Source organism: Chloroflexota bacterium (assembly GCA_016219275.1).
Classification (GTDB): domain Bacteria; phylum Chloroflexota; class Anaerolineae; order UBA4142; family UBA4142; genus JACRBM01.
In genome coordinates this window covers 12,900-32,269 of record JACRBM010000089.1, presented here as the reverse complement: position 1 = coordinate 32,269, position 19,370 = coordinate 12,900, and the positions used below count along the sequence as shown (strand labels likewise).

16 protein-coding genes and 1 riboswitch are annotated in these 19,370 nt (G+C 58.7%); all 16 genes read left to right on the top strand.

Going from position 1 to position 19,370, the window contains the following annotated elements:
• The first annotated feature begins 480 nt into the window (after positions 1-480).
• The 16 genes from HY868_24290 to HY868_24215 all read left to right on the top strand — a co-directional run bounded on the left by HY868_24290 (position 481) and on the right by HY868_24215 (position 19,346).
• Positions 481-1,296 (top strand): hypothetical protein, encoded by an 816-nt coding sequence (locus HY868_24290; protein ID MBI5305273.1) that lies wholly within the window; start codon positions 481-483, stop codon positions 1,294-1,296.
• Positions 1,283-1,570 carry a PqqD family protein gene (locus HY868_24285; GenBank protein MBI5305272.1) on the top strand — a complete coding sequence of 96 codons (288 nt, stop codon included), beginning with the start codon at positions 1,283-1,285 and terminating at the stop codon, positions 1,568-1,570. The genes HY868_24290 and HY868_24285 overlap by 14 nt, the downstream gene beginning before the upstream one ends.
• Positions 1,571-1,738: 168 nt before the next feature.
• Positions 1,739-1,842: riboswitch (cyclic di-GMP riboswitch) on the top strand.
• Between the two features lie 76 nt (positions 1,843-1,918).
• Positions 1,919-3,133 carry a radical SAM protein gene (locus HY868_24280; protein ID MBI5305271.1) on the top strand — a complete coding sequence of 405 codons (1,215 nt, stop codon included), beginning with the start codon at positions 1,919-1,921 and terminating at the stop codon, positions 3,131-3,133.
• 67 nt (positions 3,134-3,200) lie between these two features.
• Positions 3,201-3,368, top strand: a complete 168-nt coding sequence (locus tag HY868_24275; GenBank protein ID MBI5305270.1) for a hypothetical protein — start codon at positions 3,201-3,203, stop codon at positions 3,366-3,368.
• 191 nt (positions 3,369-3,559) lie between these two features.
• Positions 3,560-4,954: a hypothetical protein gene (locus HY868_24270; protein ID MBI5305269.1), complete on the top strand. Its 1,395-nt coding sequence runs from the start codon at positions 3,560-3,562 to the stop codon at positions 4,952-4,954.
• 165 nt (positions 4,955-5,119) lie between these two features.
• Positions 5,120-5,566, top strand: coding sequence for a hypothetical protein (locus tag HY868_24265; protein ID MBI5305268.1), 447 nt, complete (start codon positions 5,120-5,122; stop codon positions 5,564-5,566).
• A 20-nt stretch (positions 5,567-5,586) separates the two neighbouring features.
• The gene (locus tag HY868_24260; GenBank protein MBI5305267.1) at positions 5,587-8,589 is read left to right on the top strand and encodes a hypothetical protein; all 3,003 of its coding nucleotides are present in this window, start codon (positions 5,587-5,589) and stop codon (positions 8,587-8,589) included.
• Positions 8,590-8,707: 118 nt separating this feature from the next.
• Positions 8,708-9,223 carry a hypothetical protein gene (locus tag HY868_24255; protein ID MBI5305266.1) on the top strand — a complete coding sequence of 172 codons (516 nt, stop codon included), beginning with the start codon at positions 8,708-8,710 and terminating at the stop codon, positions 9,221-9,223.
• 10 nt (positions 9,224-9,233) lie between these two features.
• Entirely contained in the window at positions 9,234-10,133 is a 900-nt protein-coding gene (locus HY868_24250; GenBank protein MBI5305265.1) for a hypothetical protein, read from the top strand.
• The gene (locus HY868_24245) at positions 10,133-12,316 is read left to right on the top strand and encodes a hypothetical protein (GenBank protein MBI5305264.1); all 2,184 of its coding nucleotides are present in this window, start codon (positions 10,133-10,135) and stop codon (positions 12,314-12,316) included. Before HY868_24250 ends, HY868_24245 begins: the two co-directional genes overlap by 1 nt.
• 151 nt (positions 12,317-12,467) lie before the next feature.
• Positions 12,468-13,232 (top strand): methyltransferase domain-containing protein, encoded by a 765-nt coding sequence (locus HY868_24240; protein ID MBI5305263.1) that lies wholly within the window; start codon positions 12,468-12,470, stop codon positions 13,230-13,232.
• A complete protein-coding gene (locus tag HY868_24235; protein MBI5305262.1) occupies positions 13,229-14,380 on the top strand; it encodes a glycosyltransferase family 2 protein in 1,152 nt (383 codons plus the stop codon). Before HY868_24240 ends, HY868_24235 begins: the two co-directional genes overlap by 4 nt.
• On the top strand, positions 14,362-15,750 hold the full coding sequence (locus HY868_24230; protein ID MBI5305261.1) for a DUF2723 domain-containing protein: 1,389 nt from the start codon (positions 14,362-14,364) through the stop codon (positions 15,748-15,750). Before HY868_24235 ends, HY868_24230 begins: the two co-directional genes overlap by 19 nt.
• Positions 15,750-17,645 carry a DUF4012 domain-containing protein gene (locus tag HY868_24225; protein MBI5305260.1) on the top strand — a complete coding sequence of 632 codons (1,896 nt, stop codon included), beginning with the start codon at positions 15,750-15,752 and terminating at the stop codon, positions 17,643-17,645. The genes HY868_24230 and HY868_24225 overlap by 1 nt, the downstream gene beginning before the upstream one ends.
• On the top strand, positions 17,645-18,208 hold the full coding sequence (locus tag HY868_24220) for a hypothetical protein (protein MBI5305259.1): 564 nt from the start codon (positions 17,645-17,647) through the stop codon (positions 18,206-18,208). The genes HY868_24225 and HY868_24220 overlap by 1 nt, the downstream gene beginning before the upstream one ends.
• Entirely contained in the window at positions 18,195-19,346 is a 1,152-nt protein-coding gene (locus tag HY868_24215; protein ID MBI5305258.1) for a hypothetical protein, read from the top strand. Before HY868_24220 ends, HY868_24215 begins: the two co-directional genes overlap by 14 nt.
• The last annotated feature ends 24 nt before the right edge of the window (positions 19,347-19,370 follow it).

Below are 19,370 nucleotides of genomic sequence, written 5' to 3'. Positions count from 1 at the left end.
GTTTCTTCGCCTTGCTGGTATGCCGCACGGATTTGTTCGTCAGTAGGTAATGGGGACGGTGTCATTGTCTACAGTATGCCTGATGCATGTATGCTTTGCAATACAAGAGTCGTCCAAGTTTGGTTATGCCTGAGCAGTTACGCTAATTTTAGTAAGCGCCTATCTTCTTGCAGATCAGTAACAACCCAAGTTACAATATCGTAACAAAAAGAGATCTGGCAGGTTGAGGAGACGCCGGCGGGAATGTGATCGCTAGCGCCGGCAGCTGGTCGCCGTTAAGACCTTGTGACGTGCCAAAGAAAAATGGGGCACACTATTCGCGATTTCCGGCATGGCAAAGACATGGTAAGCATCAAGACGATACGCTTGCGCGCCGACTGAGACGTGGCTTTCCTTGCGAAACTCTTGACGAAAAAAGATGCGATTGCCGTTTATGGAAACCTTTGACAGATCAGTCCGAGTACAATATAATCGCGCACGATGGATGCAACCACAATCAATATCGCCGACATCCCGACGACGCTCGTGCGCGATGAATTCGACGCTGACATCGAAAAACATATCGTTGAGCATTACAGCGCGTTCGTCGTGCCTCCTCGATCCGATGCCCTCGCGGTTCGCCTGCACGTTGAACCAGGTCCTCCGTATATCCCGCTCGATATTTCGCCGACATGGCAAATTCACACTGAGCGACACGGCGACCGCATTGATTTTGAATCGTACTATGAAAAAGGGTGGGCAGACCTCGCCACTTGCCAAGGCGAATTGATTCTGCGTCCCCAAGGCACAACCGAGAATTTTCTGCGCGTGTTGTACGCCTGGCGGTGCATGGAAGAGAACTTGCTCTTGTTGCACGCCGCCGGCATCATTTCGCACGGACGCGGTTTTGTGTTCTTCGGTCCCTCGGGGAACGGCAAGACGACGGTCACGACGTTTTCGATGGATCGCACCGTGTTGAGCGATGACATGGTGATTCTCAAAAAACGCGACGACCGTTATTATTTGTACGGTGTGCCGTTTCGCGGCGATATGCCCGAAGCGCCGCGCACGAATGCGTCCGCCGAGTTATGCGGCGCGTTCACGCTCGTCAAAGCGGCGGAGCATCGCCTCGAACCGTTGGCGGCGTCGCAAGCCGTCGCTCAGATGGCGCGCTGTGTGCCGTTCGTGATGACCGTGCCGGCGCACACGCGACGCGTCATGGAAATTTGTCAGGATATTGTCGCGACAGTGCCGGTGCGCGCGTTGCATTTTCGCCGGGACGCCGAATTCTGGAGGATATTGGATGGATTGGAATAAACGTCCGCAACCGCACGCCCAAGTCGCGACGCGGATCGTGGATGGCTCGGCAGTCATCGTGTTGGCGGATTCCGGCGAGGTGATCGTACTCAACGCGGTCGGCACGCGGGTGTGGCAACTCGCCGATGGTACGCGCACGCTTGGCGAGATTGTAACGACGATTCAAGCCGAGTACACCGTGTCGCTCGAACAGGCGCAAACAGATGTCGAAGCGTTCGTGAATAAATTGCTCAAGGCGAATGCGCTGTTATTGAACGACCCAACTACCGAATAGAATGGGCTGTGTGTGTGTGTGTCCGTGTGATTCCGTAGCACAAAAAGAATTCTAACATAGACGAGGCGATTACAAAAGTAGGCACAATTGCCCCATGTCAAAGCACTTGATTTTCTCAAAATAGTATGCGATAATCGCCCCATAGTTGATTCAACTCTGCGAGTAATTCGTTCAAACGGAAGCATTGATCCCTGGTCTTTCGTCACGCGACGGAATTTGGACGCCTAGTACGGGACCGGGAGGAGCGGGTGGCGTATCCGACCGTTTTGTGGTCGGTTTTTTATCATATACGGACGGTGACGATGCCGTTCACATCTCCATTGTTCATGACGGACAGGGAGTCATCGAATGTCTGTTGATGGTCCTTCTGGGCAACCAGAAAGCACGAACGCATACGAACAAATTGTCGCGCGATCGGGCAAGACACATCGTTTGCTCTCGGCGCACTGGGAACTGACCTATCGGTGCAACGAACGCTGTACGCATTGTTATCTCGATGTGTTTGCGCCGAACGCGCCGGTACCCGGCGAATTAACAACCCAAGAATGTTTTCAGGTCATTGACCAACTCGCGGAACTGGGTGCGTTGAACCTCACCTTATCCGGCGGCGAGATTTTGGTGCGACGCGATTTTTTCGACATCGCCGAGTATGCGCGTTCCAAGCGTTTTCTCCTGCGGTTGTTCACGAATGGCATTCTCATCAAAGACCACGTCGCCGATCGGATTGCCGCGCTGCATCCGTACGCAGTCGAGTTGAGCGTCTATAGCACGCGCCCCGAGGTTCACGATGGCATCACGCGTGTGCCGCGCTCGCTCGAATTGACGACGCGCGCGTTGCGTTTGCTGCACGAACGCGGCATACGGACGATCATGAAAACGCCGTTGATGCGCGAGACTGTGGCGGACTTGCCGGCGCTCAAGGCATTGGCGCAGGAACTGGGTGCGCGCTTCAAGTACGACATTACGATCACGCCGAAAGATACCGGCGGCAAGGATCCGCTCAAGCATCGGATGACCTACGATCAGTTGGTCGCGTTGATGCGCGATGAAATTGATCCCGCGTTGTGGGTCAATCGCCAGGTGACGCCCGAAACACGGACGTGTGGCATCGCGTCCAAAGCGCTCGCGCTTGATCCGTACGGGAATGTGTATCCGTGTCTCCAAGTGCGCTCTGCCGCTGGGAATGTGCGGGAAAAATCGGTGCGTGATATTTGGGAACAGGCGCCGCTGTGGCAAGACCTGGGACAGTTGAAACTGGGTGAATTGCCGGTGTGCCGTACGTGCGAGCTGAATACGTTGTGTGTGCGCTGTCACGGGTTGGCGCAAATGGAGGATGGCAGTTTGCGCGCTCCGGCGCTCGTCAATTGCCGCGAGGCGCTCGCGCGGCGACAGGCATTGATCGAAAAAGGCGCGTTACCGCCGGACTATGCGATTCCGGCGCATTTGCGAGAGTATGCGACCCAGGTTCAGTCCGCGCCGATTGCGTTGAGTGAATCTCTGCCGACGAATTTTATTTTATTGTCCGAGGTTATGCCCCCAAATTCTCGGGCGGACGTTGCTTGATCGTGTATAGTCAGTAACGTTATCCTTGACTCAAGTTGTATCCAGTCATCCTGTAAGGAGGAAAAGTATGAACAAGCCAGAAGAACGCAGAATGTCCCAAGCCACGCCGGTGGAAGAGAAGAAGCCGTACGAAACGCCCGATGTGGTATATCAAGCGCCGCTCGAAGCCATGGCGACTGATTGTGGCGCGTCCCCGGGCAAAGCGGATGTTTCTTGCGGCACGGAGTTTAGTTGATCTGTATGGACTGTGGGTCGAACGCCAGCCCGCTTACTGATCCGAATTCAATGTACTTGCGCGATGCTACCGGACTAGTCGGGGACAGTGAGGGGCAGTCCCGCGTAGTGCCTCCATCGCGGTAGAAACTTTTGGCAATGCGGTTCAAAGAAATCGCCTTGCCGATTCGCTATTTCCAAAGGAGGAAATGAATGAGTACTCGACATGCTCGTCTGTTTGCACTTTGTTTCGTTCTGCTCGTGCTTGCTGCGGGATTGATGCTCCAACAGCCGATCCAGACGTTTGCGAATCCTGATCGTACGGTTGATCTCTTTGATACCGCGCAAACGGTGACTCAAAATGGTCTTGGTTCGACATGGCAACGCGTGGTAGGCGGCGCGGACATTATTGGTGCAGAGCGCGAAGTGACGCTCACCGTATTGAATGTTGGTAGTAGTAGTGTAGCCAGTATCGATACCAATGGTGGTGGTTTGGGGCGTATGGCGCAGAGCCAAGGCACAAACGTTGTTGCTTACTCCATCTTCACGTACGATGGCAATGACAACAGCCAAAACATCAACTATTCTGGCTTGGGCAATGTTGACTTGACCGCAAACGGCGACAATGCATTCGTGGCTATTATCCACTCGAATAACTTTAGCACAGCTAGAGACCAAATAACAGTTACGGTCTATAGCAACGCAACGTCTTGCTCATATAGGGTACTCCAGTTACCTAGTCCGCCAGTTATTTCTGGCGACCCTGCTGTTGCGATGGTTTTCCGTTATGTGAACACGAATCAGTTTTCCCAGTGTTCGGGTTTTGCGTCGGCGGCGAACTTTACAAGTGTGAACGTGATTCAAATTCAACTGACCGGTGGTCAGGAAGACAATGATATCGCGCTCGAACTTTTTGAGACGACGCGGTTGGATTATGGCGATTTGCCGTCGGGCCCAGTTGTTTACAATGCGATGACGGTTGGTAGCCTCACTTCCGGCGGTCATGTAATTGGTTCGATTCGTCTTGGGTCACAGATTGACGGCGAAGACAATGGACAACAAAATGCCAGCGACGCCAAGCGTGACAATACGACCCTCACACCGAATGATGAAGACGGTGTTGCCCTTTCTGCTGGACAAACCCAATGGAACGCGGGTGGCACTAATTCAGTAAACGTTGTTGTCTCGGGTGGCAATGGTTGTCTCGTTGCCTGGATGGATTTTAGTGGTACTGGTTTCACTGATCCGGGAGATTACATTGTCCAAAATGTACCAGTGGTGCCGGGAAACAATACCATCAGTTTCAATGTCCCAGGTGGCACTTCGCCGACCGGCGTGTTCTACTCGCGCTGGCGTTTGTTCGAGAGGAACGATGGTGTCGGTCCAGATAATGGCACTTGCACTTACCCGAGTTTCAATACCACCAGTGCATTCTCGGGACGCTATGGCAATGGTGAAGTTGAAGACCATCGCCTCGGTTTCAATGATCCGACTGCGGTAACATTGAGCGATTTGACCGCGCAAACGGACTCGAATCGCTGGTTGCAGTTCAGCGCGTTGGGCGTTTTGCTCGCCGGCGTTGTGGTCGTCGTTTTGCGTCGCAATTAAGTTCGGCGGTAGGTGCTGGGTGCGTTTGCTTTAACGTCAACGAGCAAACGGGAGTGCGTTGCCCGTTTGCTCGTTTCATGTCAAACTGACTGTGTGCGTGTAGCGCGTATCACTCGCGCGCGAATTATTCTCTTTCTAAACGGGCAAGGTTGACGATTGAAAACGATGCTGATTCGATTGGGCTTGTTAATGCTCTTGGGCTTGTCGGCGTGTTCCATTGCCCCCGCGCGTATCGTCGTCGAGTGGACGACGGCGACCGAGATCAATACTGCCGGGTTCAATCTGTATCGCGGTGCGAGCGCGGATGGTCCGTTCGCCAAGGTGAACGACCAACTCATCGCCGCGTCGCCCGACCCAGTGACCGGCGGCAAGTATCGGTTTGAAGATGCGACCGTTGTGCCGGGACAAACGTATTATTATCAACTCGAAGATGTCGAGTTCAGCGGTCGGACTGCGCGGCACGGACCGATCGTCATCACCGCGCCGGGCGGCATTGGGGCAATCGAAATCGCGCTCGGCGCGGGCTTGCTCGTACTCGCCGCGCTTGTTCTGATCGGCATGCGGCGCAAACGCGTCGGGCATGTCGGAGACAAATTTTCAAAATTGGCTTAATCTCAAAGGTGTATGGACTTATGCCTCGCAAGTGGATTCATTGGCTTGTTGTTAGTTTGTTCGCTGGTCTGCTGGGCGCGATAATCGTGTCGTTCGATGCGCCCACGCTGGATGCCCAGTCCGCGCAAGTCGGTGTGCGCGTGCTACAATCCGATACGAACCGTATCGTGCTCGAACTGAATGTGGACGCGTATTCCGTGCGTACTCAACGCGTCGAGTCCGGCACGTTCAGCGTGCTCGCGATACCCGGCTTGGGTCACACCATCGAGCCGGGCAAGCCGCAACTCCCCACGCAATCCGCGATGATCGCGATTCCACCCGGCGCGCAAGTCGCGTTGACGATTACCGCCGACGACGCGCGCACCGACGCGCTCGCGAATCCGCCGTTGCCGGTTCCCACTCAACGCGTCAACGCCGACCCGCGTCAGAGTCTGCCGAGTTATGCCGGCGCGTCCTACGTGCCGGATGCCGCGACCTACTCCACGAACCGCGCGTATCCCGCGTCCGTTGCGCGCGTCGCGACGACCGGCGCGTGGCGCAGTCAACGTTACGTCGTCGTCGAGTTCAATCTTCTGCAATACAACCCCGTCACGCGCCAGGCAACATTTCATCGCCGCGTGCGCGTCGAACTTGCACTCAGTTATCCGCAGGGGCGCACCGCGCAAGCGTTGGGCGGCGCGGTGAATGAAGGCGCGTTCGAATCTGTGTTCCAAGGATCGTTCGCGAACTATGCATCCGCGCGTAATTGGCGCGCGCGTCCCGCCACGACCCAGCCCGCGCGCGCGCCGCGTTACTCTGGTGGACCGTGGTACAAAATCGCGGTCAACGCGGACGGACTGTATCAGGTCACGTGCCAGGATTTACAAAACGCGGGTGTGAACCCCGCGACGCTCAACACGGCGACGCTGCAATTGTTCGACGCCGCGACGGAACTCGCGATCAATGTCGTGGGAACGACGTGGACGACGACATGCGGCGCGAGCAACTATTTCGAATTTTTGGGTCAAGCCGCGACGTCCAGGTATTCGATCACGAATATCTACTGGCTCACCTTCGGCGCGACGAATGGCAAGCGCATGCCCACGCGCGATGGGAGTGTCGCGGGTGTGTCGCCCGGTGTGTTCACCGATACGCTGCACACCGAAGAGAACCATTACTATCGGTCTGCGATTCCATACCAGGATACGGATCACTGGTTCTGGAATTTTATCGCGTCCGGCGCGTTTGCCGATTATCCTTTCCAGGCGAATCGTCTTGCGGGGGGAACCTACACCGGGACGGCAACGCTTCGCTTGGTTGGGTCGGGTGGACTTCCTTACACCGCGCAGGTCTTGGTCAACGGAAATGTGATTTCGAACGTGACGTGGACGCACGACCTGGCTTACACCGCGACCGTGCCTTTTTCGCAAGCATTTATGTTGGCAGGCAACAATACATTGCGCGTTCAGAACAACAGCGCTGCTGGAAAATTTATTGTGTTCAACTCGTTCGATGTGAGTTACAACGCAACGTTAACTGCTGTGACCGACACGTTGCGTTTTCGCCAAGTCGCGAGTGGCACATGGCAATATCCAATCACGAGTTTTACGTCGAACGCGCTCCAAGTTTTCGACATCACCGATCCGTACAGCGTGACGCGTTTTATCAACACGAGCATCACTGGCGGACCGTCCTACACGCTCACGTTCGGCGACACCATCGCGTCCGCGCGCGAGTACTTGGCGCTGGCGAACGCGCAGCGCAAATCGCCGGCGAGCATCACGCTCGACGCGTCGGCGAACCTGGTGTCGCCAAGCAACGGCGCGGATTACATCGCGATTTCGCACAACGCGTTTCTGACGAACGTCCAACCGCTCGTGAATCTGCGCGCGGCGCAAGGACTCAGCACCAAGTTGATTGATGTCCAAGATGTCTATGACGAATTTGCCGACGGGTTGGCAGACCCGCAAGCGATTCGCGATTTTCTCGCGTACGCGTTTGCGAATTGGCAAGCGCCCGCGCCGGCGTACGTGTTGCTCGTCGGCGATGGGCACACCGATCCGCTCGGCTATTGCATCATCGGTTCGTGTCCCACCGAAGGCGCGACGACGCCGAATAGAACCTTCATTCCGCCGTACTTTAAATTCGTTGATCCCTGGATTGGCGAAACTGCGAGCGACAATCGGCTTGTCACTTTTTCGCCGACGAACACGCTTCCCAGTCTCGCGATCGGGCGCTTGCCGGTGAACAACACGACCGAAGCGGACGCGATGGTGAACAAGATCATCGCGAACGAACAAAGCCCGACGTTTGGCGGTTGGCGTGGCACCATCGCGTTCTTGTCCGACAATACGTTCAGCACGAGCGGCGCGATGGATGGAGCGGGCGATTTCTGGGCGTACTCCGACGAGGTCGCGAGCAGTTCGCAACTGATGCCATTCTCGTTCATCGCCGATCGCATCTATTACAATCCGTGCGATCCGAACACGTACGCGTACTGCGCGCTGGCGAATCCGCCGTACACGCCGTACACGACGACCGCCGCCCTCAAATCGGCGTTGAACTCGAGCGTCAATGATGGTCGCTTGATTCTCAATTATGTCGGACATGGTTCGATCATGGCATGGGCGCACGAGACTTTTTTCGCGGCGAGCGATGTGGCAGGGTTGACGAATAGCGGCAAGCCGATGGTGGTCTTGGAAATGACGTGCTACACGGGCTATTTTCATCACAACAATCAGAGTTTTTCCAGTCTTGCCGAGACGAATGTGCGTGCGACGAGCAAGGGCGCGCTGGCGAGTTGGGCGGCGAGCGGGTTGGGTGTCGCGACGGGGCACGACTATATCAACCGCGGTTTCTTCTTGTCCATCATGTCGCCGGGCTTGCATCAGATCGGTCCCGCGACGGTTGCCGGCAAGCAATTCTTGTACACGAATGGCGGCGGCGGCGCACTCGATTTGCTCGACACGTTCAACTTGTTGGGCGATCCCGCCGCGCGTCTCGCGTTTCAACCGAACATGTTTCTCCCGCAGATTAGCAAGTAACACGATCCAGTGGCGCAAATTCCCAATTTGCGATTAGTGGCAAGTTAGAAACTTGCCCTACACGGACTATTGATTTTCATTCGATTGGCGCGTATAATCTGAAATGAAGGTAGCTCAAGTGTCAGCGCGCGTTCTGGCGACAAACGATTTGATCGGCGAACATTTACGCGCGGGGCGTGATGTGCGCTTTACCATTCCAACCGCGAGCATGTTGCCCTTGCTCGCGCCGGGCGATGCGGTTATCGTTCAACCGCTCGCCGCGCGAGCGGTGCGCGTCGGCGACATTATCGTGCATCCCGTTAACCATGTGTGGTTGGCGCATCGCTTGATCGAACGTCGCGTTATCGCGGGAGAAGATTGGTTCGTTACCAAAGGCGATAATCAACCGGTGGAAGATCGCGCGTGGCAACCTGGGTCGTATGAAGGCGTGGTCGGCGCGCGCGCGCGCGATGGACGCATCAAGCATTTGCGTTCGACGCGGATTCGGATCCTGTTCCAGGTCATCGCGCAATGTTCACGGTGGCAAGCGCAATCCGCCGGTGTCTCGCGTAATTTGGTTCGGCGCATCATGCGTCGAGCATGTCGCATACTTGTTTTCGCCATCGCGTCCCTGGCGTGGTGGATGGCAGGGTAGGTTCGGGTCTATGGAAATCATTCGGCAAAAATTTTTATTCCTGTGCTGGGTCGGTCTCGTCGCGATTCTTTTTACGGCTACGTTCGCGCGCGTCTCGGCAAATGTCACGTTGCAAAAATTTACGGCGACCGCTACCAGCACCAAGATTCAACTGAATTGGACGACGGCATCTGAAACCAACACGAATGTATTCAATGTGTTGCGCGCGGACTCTCAGAATGGCACGTTCACGAAACTTAATGGTACCAAAGCGATTTCGGGGTGTCCACTTGGCTGCATTACCGGCGGTAGTTATTCTTACGAAGATACGACTGTGGTTCCCGGCAAAACGTACTATTACAAGATTGAAGCGGTGAGTTCGGGCGGCACCCAACAATCAGATGTTGTGCAAGCCAAGATCACCGCGCCAACTAATACACCCGCGCCGACCGCGACCAAGACGAGCACGCCGCTACCCACTGCGACGAAAACGAACACGCTCGCGCCGAACGCGCCAACCTATACGCCCGCGCCGACGAACACGCCCACGCCCATTCCCACCGCGACGAACACGCTCGCGCCGAACGCGCCGACCTTTACACCCGCGCCCAAAATCCAAGCCACGCCGACCGCGCCGCGCGTTGCCGTCGCACCCAAACCCGGCGCTTCGCCCGCGCCCAGCGTTCCACCGGCGGTTGCCAACAATTCCGCGCCGGCATCCGACCCTGCGCCGGTCGTGATCGTGCCCAACCCTGCGAGCGAGCTGGTCGAGGAAGAGGAAGAAGAGATCGCGACCGAGACAATTACTTCGCCAGCGTGGAAACCGCTCGCGACAGTGGGAATGGTCCTCGCGTCCGGAGCATTAGGATTTGGCGGTATCATCCTGTTTGGCATCGCGGCGCTCGTTTTCCTCCGCGCGCATTTGCGTTGATGAAGATCCTCCTTTGTTGCGCGTGGCTGGCGCTTTTCCTCGTTGCGTGTGCGCCAACCATCGCGCCGGACTCTGCCACGTCTGCACCCGGTACTACGTCCGCACCCGCACCCGTCCTCCCGACGGTTGCGCCGCTCACTACGCCGCGCTATAAAATGTTCGTCACGACGGACGGCTTGTATCGCGTGACCGCGAGCGCGCTACGCGACGCGGGCGCGAACCTCGATACCCTCGATCCCGCGACGCTCCAAGTTTTTTCCGGCGACCGCGAAATTCCGATTCGCGTGCTGGGTGACAAGACGAATTTCACGCTCGACTGGTACGGCGTGGCGAGTCGTTCGCCGTACTCGGCGTTCAATGTTTACTGGTTGACGTGGGGCGCGCATGCCGGCAAACGAATGCGCGAAAGCGTCGCGCCGGCGTCGAGCGTCGCGCCCAAGGATGCTTTCACGGACGCGTTGCGTGTTACAAAACCGAATCTCTACGCGATTCAAGCCGGCGCGTTGAACGACCGTTGGTTTTGGCAAACGCTCGTTGCGCCGTTGACCACCACCGTCGCGATTACACTGCCGAACGCGCTTGCCGTATCGGCGCGCGCCCAGGTCAACTTGTGGGGCACGACCCAGGATGGTGCGACGCCCGATCATCACATCGCGCTCTTTTGGAATAACACACGTGTCGCCGACGACAAATGGGACGGGCAAGGCGCGCACACGATCACCGCGACGATTCCCGCGAACGCAGTGAAACCTGGCGAGAACACCTTGCGTCTCACCGCGCCCGGCGACACACGCGCCCAAGCCGATATCGTACTCTTGCGCGGTGTGGATGTGACGTATACGCGCCGGCTGACCGCGCAAGCGGACGCGCTCGCGTTCGAACCCGGCGCAGGCGCGTTTCGCGTGGATGGTTTTAGCGGCGATGTGGTGGAGCTGCTCGACATCACCGATCCGAACGATCCGGTGCGCGTGACGAATCCAACGCTCGCCGCGCGCGCGTTGACGTTTGGCGCAACCGCGGCGCGACGCTATCTCGCGGTGGGACCGAACGGACGGCAAACGCCCGCGCGTCTCGCGCCGATGTCGAATGTGAATTTACGCGCGCCGCAACAACGCGCGGATTACGTCATCATCACGCACGCTTCGCGCGATTTCGTCGCCGCACTTCAGCCGCTCGTCAAGTATCGCGCCGAGCGCGGCTTGGCGACGATGCTCGTCACCGTCGGCGACGTGTACGATAATTTTGCGGGCGGCAACGAAACGCCGTACGCGATACGCGATTTTCTCCGCTTGACGCAGAGCGATTGGGCGCGCCCCGCGCCGCGCTTTGCCTTGCTCGTCGGCAAAGCGAGTTATGATTATCGCGATTACTCGAACGGCGCGAATAAAAATCTCGTGCCGACCTTCGTCCTCGATACGCCTAATCTCAACGAAGCCGCGAGCGACAACTGGTTCGTCGTCGGCGATGAAAAAACCGGCGCGCCCGCGCTCGCGCTGGGGCGCATCCCGGCGAAAACATCCGAGCAAGTGACACGCGTCGTGGACAAGATCATCGCATACGAGAACAGCAAACCAGCGGATTGGCAACGCCGCGCGTTGTACGTGACGGACGACAAAGAGTTGAGTTTCGCTGACATCGCGAATGAATTAGCCGAGACCATACCGAGCAACTTCCAAGCGCAGAAAGTTCATCTCGCCGAACGCAAAGGCGATCTCGCCGCGGCGCGGCGCGACATTATCGCGCAGTGGAATCAGGGCGCGTGGATGCTCAGTTACATCGGGCACGGTTCGGTGGACACCTGGGCGGCGGGCCCGCTGTTCAGCTCCGAAAATCTCAAAGAGATCAAGAACGGCGAACGCCTCCCGTTGCTTATCACGCCGACGTGCCTCGACGGCTATTTCTATCATCCACAAAAAGATTCGCTGACGGAAGACGCGTTGTTCAAAAATGACGGCGGCATCATCGCCGGCATCGTACCGACCGGTTTGTCATTTCCGGACGCGCAACACGAATTGATGGAAAAGCTGTACGCCGAGTTGTTCAAGCACAATACCGCGACCTGGGGCGAAGCGTTGATGCGTGCCAAACAAAAAATGCGCGGCGACTTGCCCGAGATGCGCGAGGTGATTGACACATTCGTGTTTCTCGGCGATCCCGCGTTGCGCGTGATCTTGAACAAATAACATTTTTCGGTGACGGCTCATCCGTGCGAAGGTTTGAAGACGCAATTCCTAGGAATCGAATTTGCTGTCGTCGCTCAATCCCTTGGAAAAATGATTAACAACCTTCGCACGGATGGATGAGAGATACTTTTTCCGAGCGGAGCAAATTCCGATGATGACTCCTGCCCAGCGCCAGGATGTCGAGCACTTTGATCGCTACTGGCGCGACGAATTCCAAGCCGGCAAACGCGATCTGCGCGTGGCGCCCGATGAAGAAATCTGGCGGCGCGATTTGGGTTACGCGCGTCGCGTCGCGTTCGAGTGGCTGGGTGATTTGCGCGGCAAACGCGTCCTCGAACTGGGTTGCGGTTCCGGCGATAATACCGTTTTGCTCGCGCGTCGCGGCGCGCGCGTCGCCGCGTGCGATCTCGCCCCATCGGCGGTCGCCATCACGCGCGAACGCGCGCGCGTGAATCGTCTCGACACCGCGTTGAGCGCGAGCGTGATGCTCGCCGAAACGCTCGCGTTCGAGAACGAGACTTTCGATTGGGCGGTCGGCTTTGGCTTGTTGCATCACGCGGACCTCGCGCCGCTCGCCCGCGAAGTGAAACGCGTGCTCCGGTGCGACGGGCGCGCGCTTTTCTTCGAACCGCTCGGCACCAATCCTGTCTTGGAATTCGCGCGGCATCACTTGCCGTATCGCGACAAGCATCACTCGCAAAACGAACACCCACTCCGTTATACGGATGTGAACACGTTCGGCGCGATTTTTCGCGCGATGCGCACGCGCGAGTTTTATCTGTTCTCGATGATTACGCGCGCGCTGGGTAATGAAACGTCGTTTCCCCTCTTGTCTCGCCTCGACGAATTTTTGATCGCGCGCGTGCCGGCGGTGCGCGCGTGGTGTCGTTACATCCTCGTGGAGTACGCCGCGTGAGCGCGCTCGACGGGGCGCTCGCGTTCGTTTTGTGGTTGTCGGTTGGCGAAGTGGTGTACGCCTACGCCGGCTATCCGATTTTGCTCACGCTTCTCGCGCGGGTTCGTCGCCGTCCATTGCAGCGTCAACCGATCACGCCGCCCGTGTCGCTCATCATCGCCGCGTATAATGAAGAGGCGGTGATCGCGGCAAAAATCGAGAACGCGCTCGCGCTCGATTATCCGCGCGCGCGGCTCGACATTCTCATCGCCGCGGATGGCTCGACGGATCGCACGTGCGAGATCGCGCGCGCGTTCGCGTCACGCGGTGTGCGTGTGTTGCACGAACCGCCGCGCCGCGGTAAACTCGCGGCGATGAATCGCGCCGCGCCATTTGCAACGGGAGATATTCTCGTCTTCTCCGACGCCAACGCGATGATGGAGCCGCCGGCGTTGTGCGCGCTCGTCGCGAGTTTTGCCGATCCGCGCGTCGCGTGCGTCGGCGGTGAGAAACGCATTCGCCGCGCGGCGAGTTTGCAAGCGCAAGGCGAAGGCGCGTACTGGCGGTACGAAGCATATTTGAAACGACTCGATTCGGAGGTCAACACGGCGATTGGCGCGGTCGGCGAATTGTTTGCGATTCGCCGCGATTTATTTCAGCCGCTCGATACCGATTTGCTCATCGAAGATTTTGTGTTGACGATGCGGCTCGCCGCGCGCGGGTGGCGCATCGTGTACGAACCGCGCGCGGTGACCTGGGAAGAGGCAACGCCATCGCTGCGCGGCGAGTGGCGACGGCGCGTGCGGACATCGGCGGGCGGATTTCAGGCGATGGGACGTTTGCCGGAAATGCTCGATCCGCGGCGCGGGTTGGTCGTGTGGCAGTACTGGTCGCACAAAATTGCGCGTTGGGTTGCGCCGTTCTTTATGCTTGCCGCGTTTGGCGCGAACCTGGGTCTGGCGCAGTTCGATTTTTACCGCGTGACATTGCTCGCGCAGAGTGTGTTTTATGCGCTCGCCTTGTTCGGTTATGTGTTGCAACGCGCGGGAATGCGCGTGGGGTTGTTCCAGATGCCGTTCTATTTTTGTTTCGCGAACGCGACGAGTCTGGCGGGGTTTGTGCGCTTTGCCACGCGTACGCAACCGGTGACGTGGAAAAAATCGCGTTAAGGTGGGGCGCGCTCCTCGCGAGCGCGTGCGCGCTGTTGCTTTATCTCGCGACGATGCCACCTTCGCTGACCTGGGCGCACCACGGCGCGGATGGTGGCGATCTGGCGAGCGCGATTGCGCGTGGCGCGTTGCCGCATCCGCCGGGCTTTCCGTTTTATCTGCTCCTCGGCAATCTGGTCGCGCAAATCCCGTTCGGCGAACTCGCGTGGCGGCTCAACGTACTGTCCGCATTCTGCGCGGCGAGCGCGGTCGGTTTGACGGTCGCCACCGCGCGACGCATCGGTGCGAATGCCGTTGCCGCGATGGTTGCGGGCTTGATGCTCGCGTGTGCGCCGCTGTTCTGGTCGCAGGCAATCATCGTCGAAGTGTACGCGCCTGCCGCATTGGGCGCGGCATTTTTATTTTTTCTCGCGATGTATGATGCGCCGATGTGGGTGCGCGGTCTAGTTCTGGGAATCGGAATGGGGGCGCATCCGATTCTGTTTTTTCTCGCGCCGTTTGTGAGGCAAGCGACTCGCCCGCCGGCGGGCAAGCCGCCTGCGTTACAGACAATCGGCGGGTTTCTTTTTGGTTGGCTCGCGATGTACGGCGTCGCGCTGATCGCTCAGAACCGCGCGCCGTCGCCGTGGGGCGAGATCGCGACGTTCGATGCGTGGTGGTCGTTTGTGAGCGGCGAACTGTATCGCGGTTTTGTGTTTGCGCTTCCACTTGGGGATGTGCCGTCGCGCGTGATCGCGTTCCTCGCGTTGCTCGCGCAACAATTTACGCCGGTTGGAGCGATGATCGCAATTCTTGGCTTGGTCACGTTGCGGCACACCCAACCAACGTTCGCGCTATCCTCCATGCTCGCGTTCGGACTTGTCAGTTTGTTCGCAATCACATACAATACCGCCGACTCGTTCGTGTATCTCATCGTCGCGTTGCCACTCGCCGCGCTCTGGCTTGCCGCCGGTTTATCACGCAGCACGCATTACACAGCACGCATTACGCATCACGTAATTCGCAATTCGCATTTCGCGCTACTCATCCTACTCCTACCGCTCGCGCAACTCGTTTTCAATTTCGGCGCGATGAACCAGCGCGAGGATCGTACCGCGGTGGAATGGGCGGAGCGCGCGCTCGCGGCTGCGCCGCCTCGCGCGATATTGGTGACCGGACGCGACGCGCATACGTTTACGTTGTGGTACGCGCGTGATGTGTGGCGCGCGCGTTCCGATGTCATCGTGCTCGACCGGGATTTGTGGATGTACGCGCCGTATCGCGCGATGATGACGCGCGAGTTTGGATTGACGGATGATTTGTCGCTCGACCAGGTTGCGCGGGTTGCCGCGCGTCCGCTGGTGAATGTGCCGGATTCGGAGGACCGCTGATGGAAGCGCTTCGACGCGTGAGCATCGCGCTCATTGTGCTGGGCTTTCTGTTGATCGTCGTGTGGGTGGCGCGGGTCGCGTTCGCCGCCCAGTCGTTGCGCGCGCATCTCGCTCAGATGGAAGGCATGGCGCGCCAGTCCGATCTCGCGCCATTGTGCGAAACGATGTGGTCCACACGCGACGATGTGACGGCGCTGCGTCGCGAGGTGGGTGGTTTGGTCGCGCTGGCGCCGTCGTTTGGTTGGTTGCCGATTTTTGGAAACGATGCGCGCGCCGCGCCCGCTTTGCTCGACGCCGCCGACGCATTGACCGAAGCCGGCGCGCGCGTGTGTGAAGCGTTCGCGCGGTCGGGCGTGCGCGATGTGTCGCTGTCGGAGGGCGTGCGCGTGCTCGCGGAAAACCCGGCGCTCCTACAGCAAGCGCACACGCAATTCACCCGCGCGGAGCAGGCGCTGGTGAATGTGGATGCCGCCGCGCTCTCGTGGTTGTTGTCGGCGCGCGTCGCGCAGATTCAACGCGTGGTGCCGCTCGGTCGCGCCGGGCTTGCCGCCGCGTCGTTCGCGCCGACGCTCGCCGGGTTTGATCGCCCGCGCAATTATCTGGTGCTCGCGCTCAACGAGGATGAACTGCGTCCCGGCGGTGGATTCATCACCGGTGTTGGCGAAGTGCGTGTGGACAAGGGACACATCGTCGCGATCACGTTTCGCGATAGTTACGCGGCGGATGATTTCAGCGCGCCGTATCCCGATCCGCCGGAGCCGTTGCGCTGGTACCTGGGAATCGAACAGTGGGTTTTCCGCGACGCGAACTGGTCGCCGGATATGCCGACGTGGGCGCGCCAAGCGATGACGTTGTATCGCGCGAAAAATTTCACGCCGGATGGTTTGATCGCGTTGGATCAACGCGGCGCGCAAGAATTGGTCGCCGGGTTGGGGTCGTTGCGTGTGCCGGATAACGCCGAGCCGATCACGGGCGCGAACGTTGCCGCGTACATGCGCCGCGCGTGGGCGCCAAGCGATGGCAGTTTCACCGGCGCGTGGTGGCTCAAACGCAAATCGTTTATGGGTCCGCTCGCCGATGCCGCGCGCGCGCGCATCGAAGCCGGCGATTACGACAAACTCTTGCTCGCGCAAGCCGTGTGGCGGATCATCGAAGGCAAGCATCTGCAAATTTTTGTTGAGCAACCCGAAGCGCAGGCGGCTCTGCGCGAACAGGGCTGGGATGGCTCGCTCCGCGCATCGGGGGGCGATTACTTGATGGTCGTGGATGCGAACCTGGGTTACAACAAGGTCAACGCGCGGATGAAGCAATCGCTGAACTATCAGATTGATTTGAGTGCGCAGCCGCCGCGCGCCCAGGTGGCGCTGACGTACACGAACACCGCGCCGGCGAATTATCCCTGCCGACCTGAAACGCGGTATGATCCGGTGTACGATCAGATGACGAATCGGTGTTATTGGGATTACGTGCGCGTGTACGTGCCGGCAGACGCGCGTCTGGATGATGCGACGCGCGTGCCGATCCCGGCGTCGGCAACGTGGGATCGTCATGCCGATGCGGGCACGGTGATCGCGCGCCGCGCCGATGAGGGCGACTGGCTATCGCTCGAAGCATTGATGGTGCTCCCGACTGCGACGACGCAGACGCGCCATTTCGCCTTGACACAATCCGATGACGTAGTACAATGGGTCGACGCTGAGGGGCGTTATGCGTTGCGAATTCAAAAACAACCCGGCGCGCCCGATTTTCCGGTGACGGTGCAGGTGCGATTACCCAATGCGGGCGTGTTCATTCAAGCGCAACCATCGCCGGTCGCGGTAGAAGGGGATCGCGTCACCTTCAAGTTCGCGTTGAATCGCGACGTGGATATTCTCTTGCGCTGGAAGAGGCAATGATGAACTGGCGTTTTGTCCGGTGGATGCTGTTGTTGGCAAGTGTAATGCTGTTGAGTGTCGCGCCGACGGTGTGGGCAACGCCCGCGCAGATTCCCGATCGCCAAACGGTGCCGACACGCGTTCGCACGACCCAACCGACGCAACCACCCGCACCCACGCAACGACCCGCCTCGCCCGGACCGGTTTCAGTCCCGACATCGCCATCGCAACCCGGCATCGCGCAAGCAACGGCATCGCCGCGTCCCAGCGATACGGTGGCGCGTCCAACGGATACGCCGCGCGCGACGGCTACCGCATTGGCGAATACGCCGACGCGTACGCCGTCCGGCGTAACGCAATCGCGCACTCAAACGCCGACGGAGACGCCGACGGGTACGCTGACCCCGGAAACACCCGCCTCGTCGCGTGTGAGCGCGTTAGCCAGCGCGACGGCGACCCGCGTGCTCATGAGTGGCGTGGTAGAAGAATCGTTTAGCGCGCCGTTGTTATTGTGCGGCGGCGCTGGCTTGATCGTACTGGGTTTGGTGATGATGTTCGTGCGAGGACGCGTTGCGACGAGTTAGCGCGCAGTGGTGGATGGGCGCGTTGTTTGTCGCGCTGGGCATCGCGATCATCGCGTTTGCGTTAGCGCGTCCCGCGCCGCCGGTCGCACGCGCCACACCGAGCGCGACGCCGGACGTGTTGATTCCGACGCGATCACCCGCCATCGCGCAGGCGACGCGTGTTGCGCCGCCGTCGCGCGTGATTTCGACGAGTGCGACCTGGGATCGCGCGAGCATCTATTGGCAAGGCAAACCGCGTTGGGCAATTGGCGTCGCGGTCGGTCCGCTTACGCGTTATGATGTCTCGGCTTTTTCGTTCGGCTGGTTTCTCGATTGGAACGCGCAGCGCGCACCGCAAAAACCGGCGGGGGTGGAGTACGTGCAAATGGTGCGCGTCAAGGGCGGCGTCCTCGCGCCCGCGTCTGCCGTGATCGTCGAGATCGCGCGCACCCATCCTGGGTCGTTGTGGATGATTGGCAACGAGCCGGATGTCAAGTGGCAGGACAATGTCGAACCCGCGCGGTATGCGCGATTGTATCACGATGCGTACACCGCGATCAAGGATGCCGACGTGACCGCGCAAGTGGCGATTGGCGGCGTCACACAACCGACGCCTCTGCGATTGCGCTATCTCGATGCGGTGCTCGCCGCGTATCGCGACCAGTTCGGTGCGGTGATGCCGATTGATGTGTGGAACGTCCATAATTTCATTCTGCGCGAGGAGCGCGATTCCTGGGGCGTGGAAATTCCACCGGGATTTAGCGACGCGCGCGGGGTGTTGTACGAGGTGGACGACAGCGGCAATCTCGACTTGTTCCGCCAGCAGATCATAGATTTTCGCAAGTGGATGGCGTCACGTGGGTTTCAGAATCGCGCGCTGATCGTTTCCGAGTACGGTATTCCGATGCCGGACGATTACGGCTTTCCAAACGCGCGCGTGTTGAATTTTGTCGCCGGCACGTTCGATTTTTTTTTGAGCGCGACGGATCCCGCCATCGGTTTTGCCGGCGATGATTACAAACTGGTGCAACGCTGGTGTTGGTACAGTCTCGATGATATCAATTACCCAACCGGCAGGTTGTTCGATCCGCAAACTGGTAAACAAACGGAATTTGGGCAAATGTTAGCCGACTATATCGCTCGACGGTTGGGAAAATAACTGCCGCGCAAGTTTCTAGAAAGC

Excerpts from the sequence above, each read along its gene's own strand:
- HY868_24225 (MBI5305260.1), top strand. The coding sequence starts at position 15,750 with ATGGAAGCGCTTCGACGCGTGAGCATCGCGCTCATTGTGCTGGGCTTT.
- HY868_24250 (MBI5305265.1), top strand. The coding sequence starts at position 9,234 with ATGGAAATCATTCGGCAAAAATTTTTATTCCTGTGCTGGGTCGGTCTC.
- HY868_24245 (MBI5305264.1), top strand. The coding sequence starts at position 10,133 with ATGAAGATCCTCCTTTGTTGCGCGTGGCTGGCGCTTTTCCTCGTTGCG.
- HY868_24280 (MBI5305271.1), top strand. The coding sequence starts at position 1,919 with ATGTCTGTTGATGGTCCTTCTGGGCAACCAGAAAGCACGAACGCATAC.
- HY868_24260 (MBI5305267.1), top strand. The coding sequence starts at position 5,587 with ATGCCTCGCAAGTGGATTCATTGGCTTGTTGTTAGTTTGTTCGCTGGT.
- HY868_24290 (MBI5305273.1), top strand. The coding sequence starts at position 481 with ATGGATGCAACCACAATCAATATCGCCGACATCCCGACGACGCTCGTG.
- HY868_24240 (MBI5305263.1), top strand. The coding sequence starts at position 12,468 with ATGATGACTCCTGCCCAGCGCCAGGATGTCGAGCACTTTGATCGCTAC.
- HY868_24270 (MBI5305269.1), top strand. The coding sequence starts at position 3,560 with ATGAGTACTCGACATGCTCGTCTGTTTGCACTTTGTTTCGTTCTGCTC.
- HY868_24285 (MBI5305272.1), top strand. The coding sequence starts at position 1,283 with ATGGATTGGAATAAACGTCCGCAACCGCACGCCCAAGTCGCGACGCGG.
- HY868_24275 (MBI5305270.1), top strand. The coding sequence starts at position 3,201 with ATGAACAAGCCAGAAGAACGCAGAATGTCCCAAGCCACGCCGGTGGAA.
- HY868_24220 (MBI5305259.1), top strand. The coding sequence starts at position 17,645 with ATGAACTGGCGTTTTGTCCGGTGGATGCTGTTGTTGGCAAGTGTAATG.
- HY868_24265 (MBI5305268.1), top strand. The coding sequence starts at position 5,120 with ATGCTGATTCGATTGGGCTTGTTAATGCTCTTGGGCTTGTCGGCGTGT.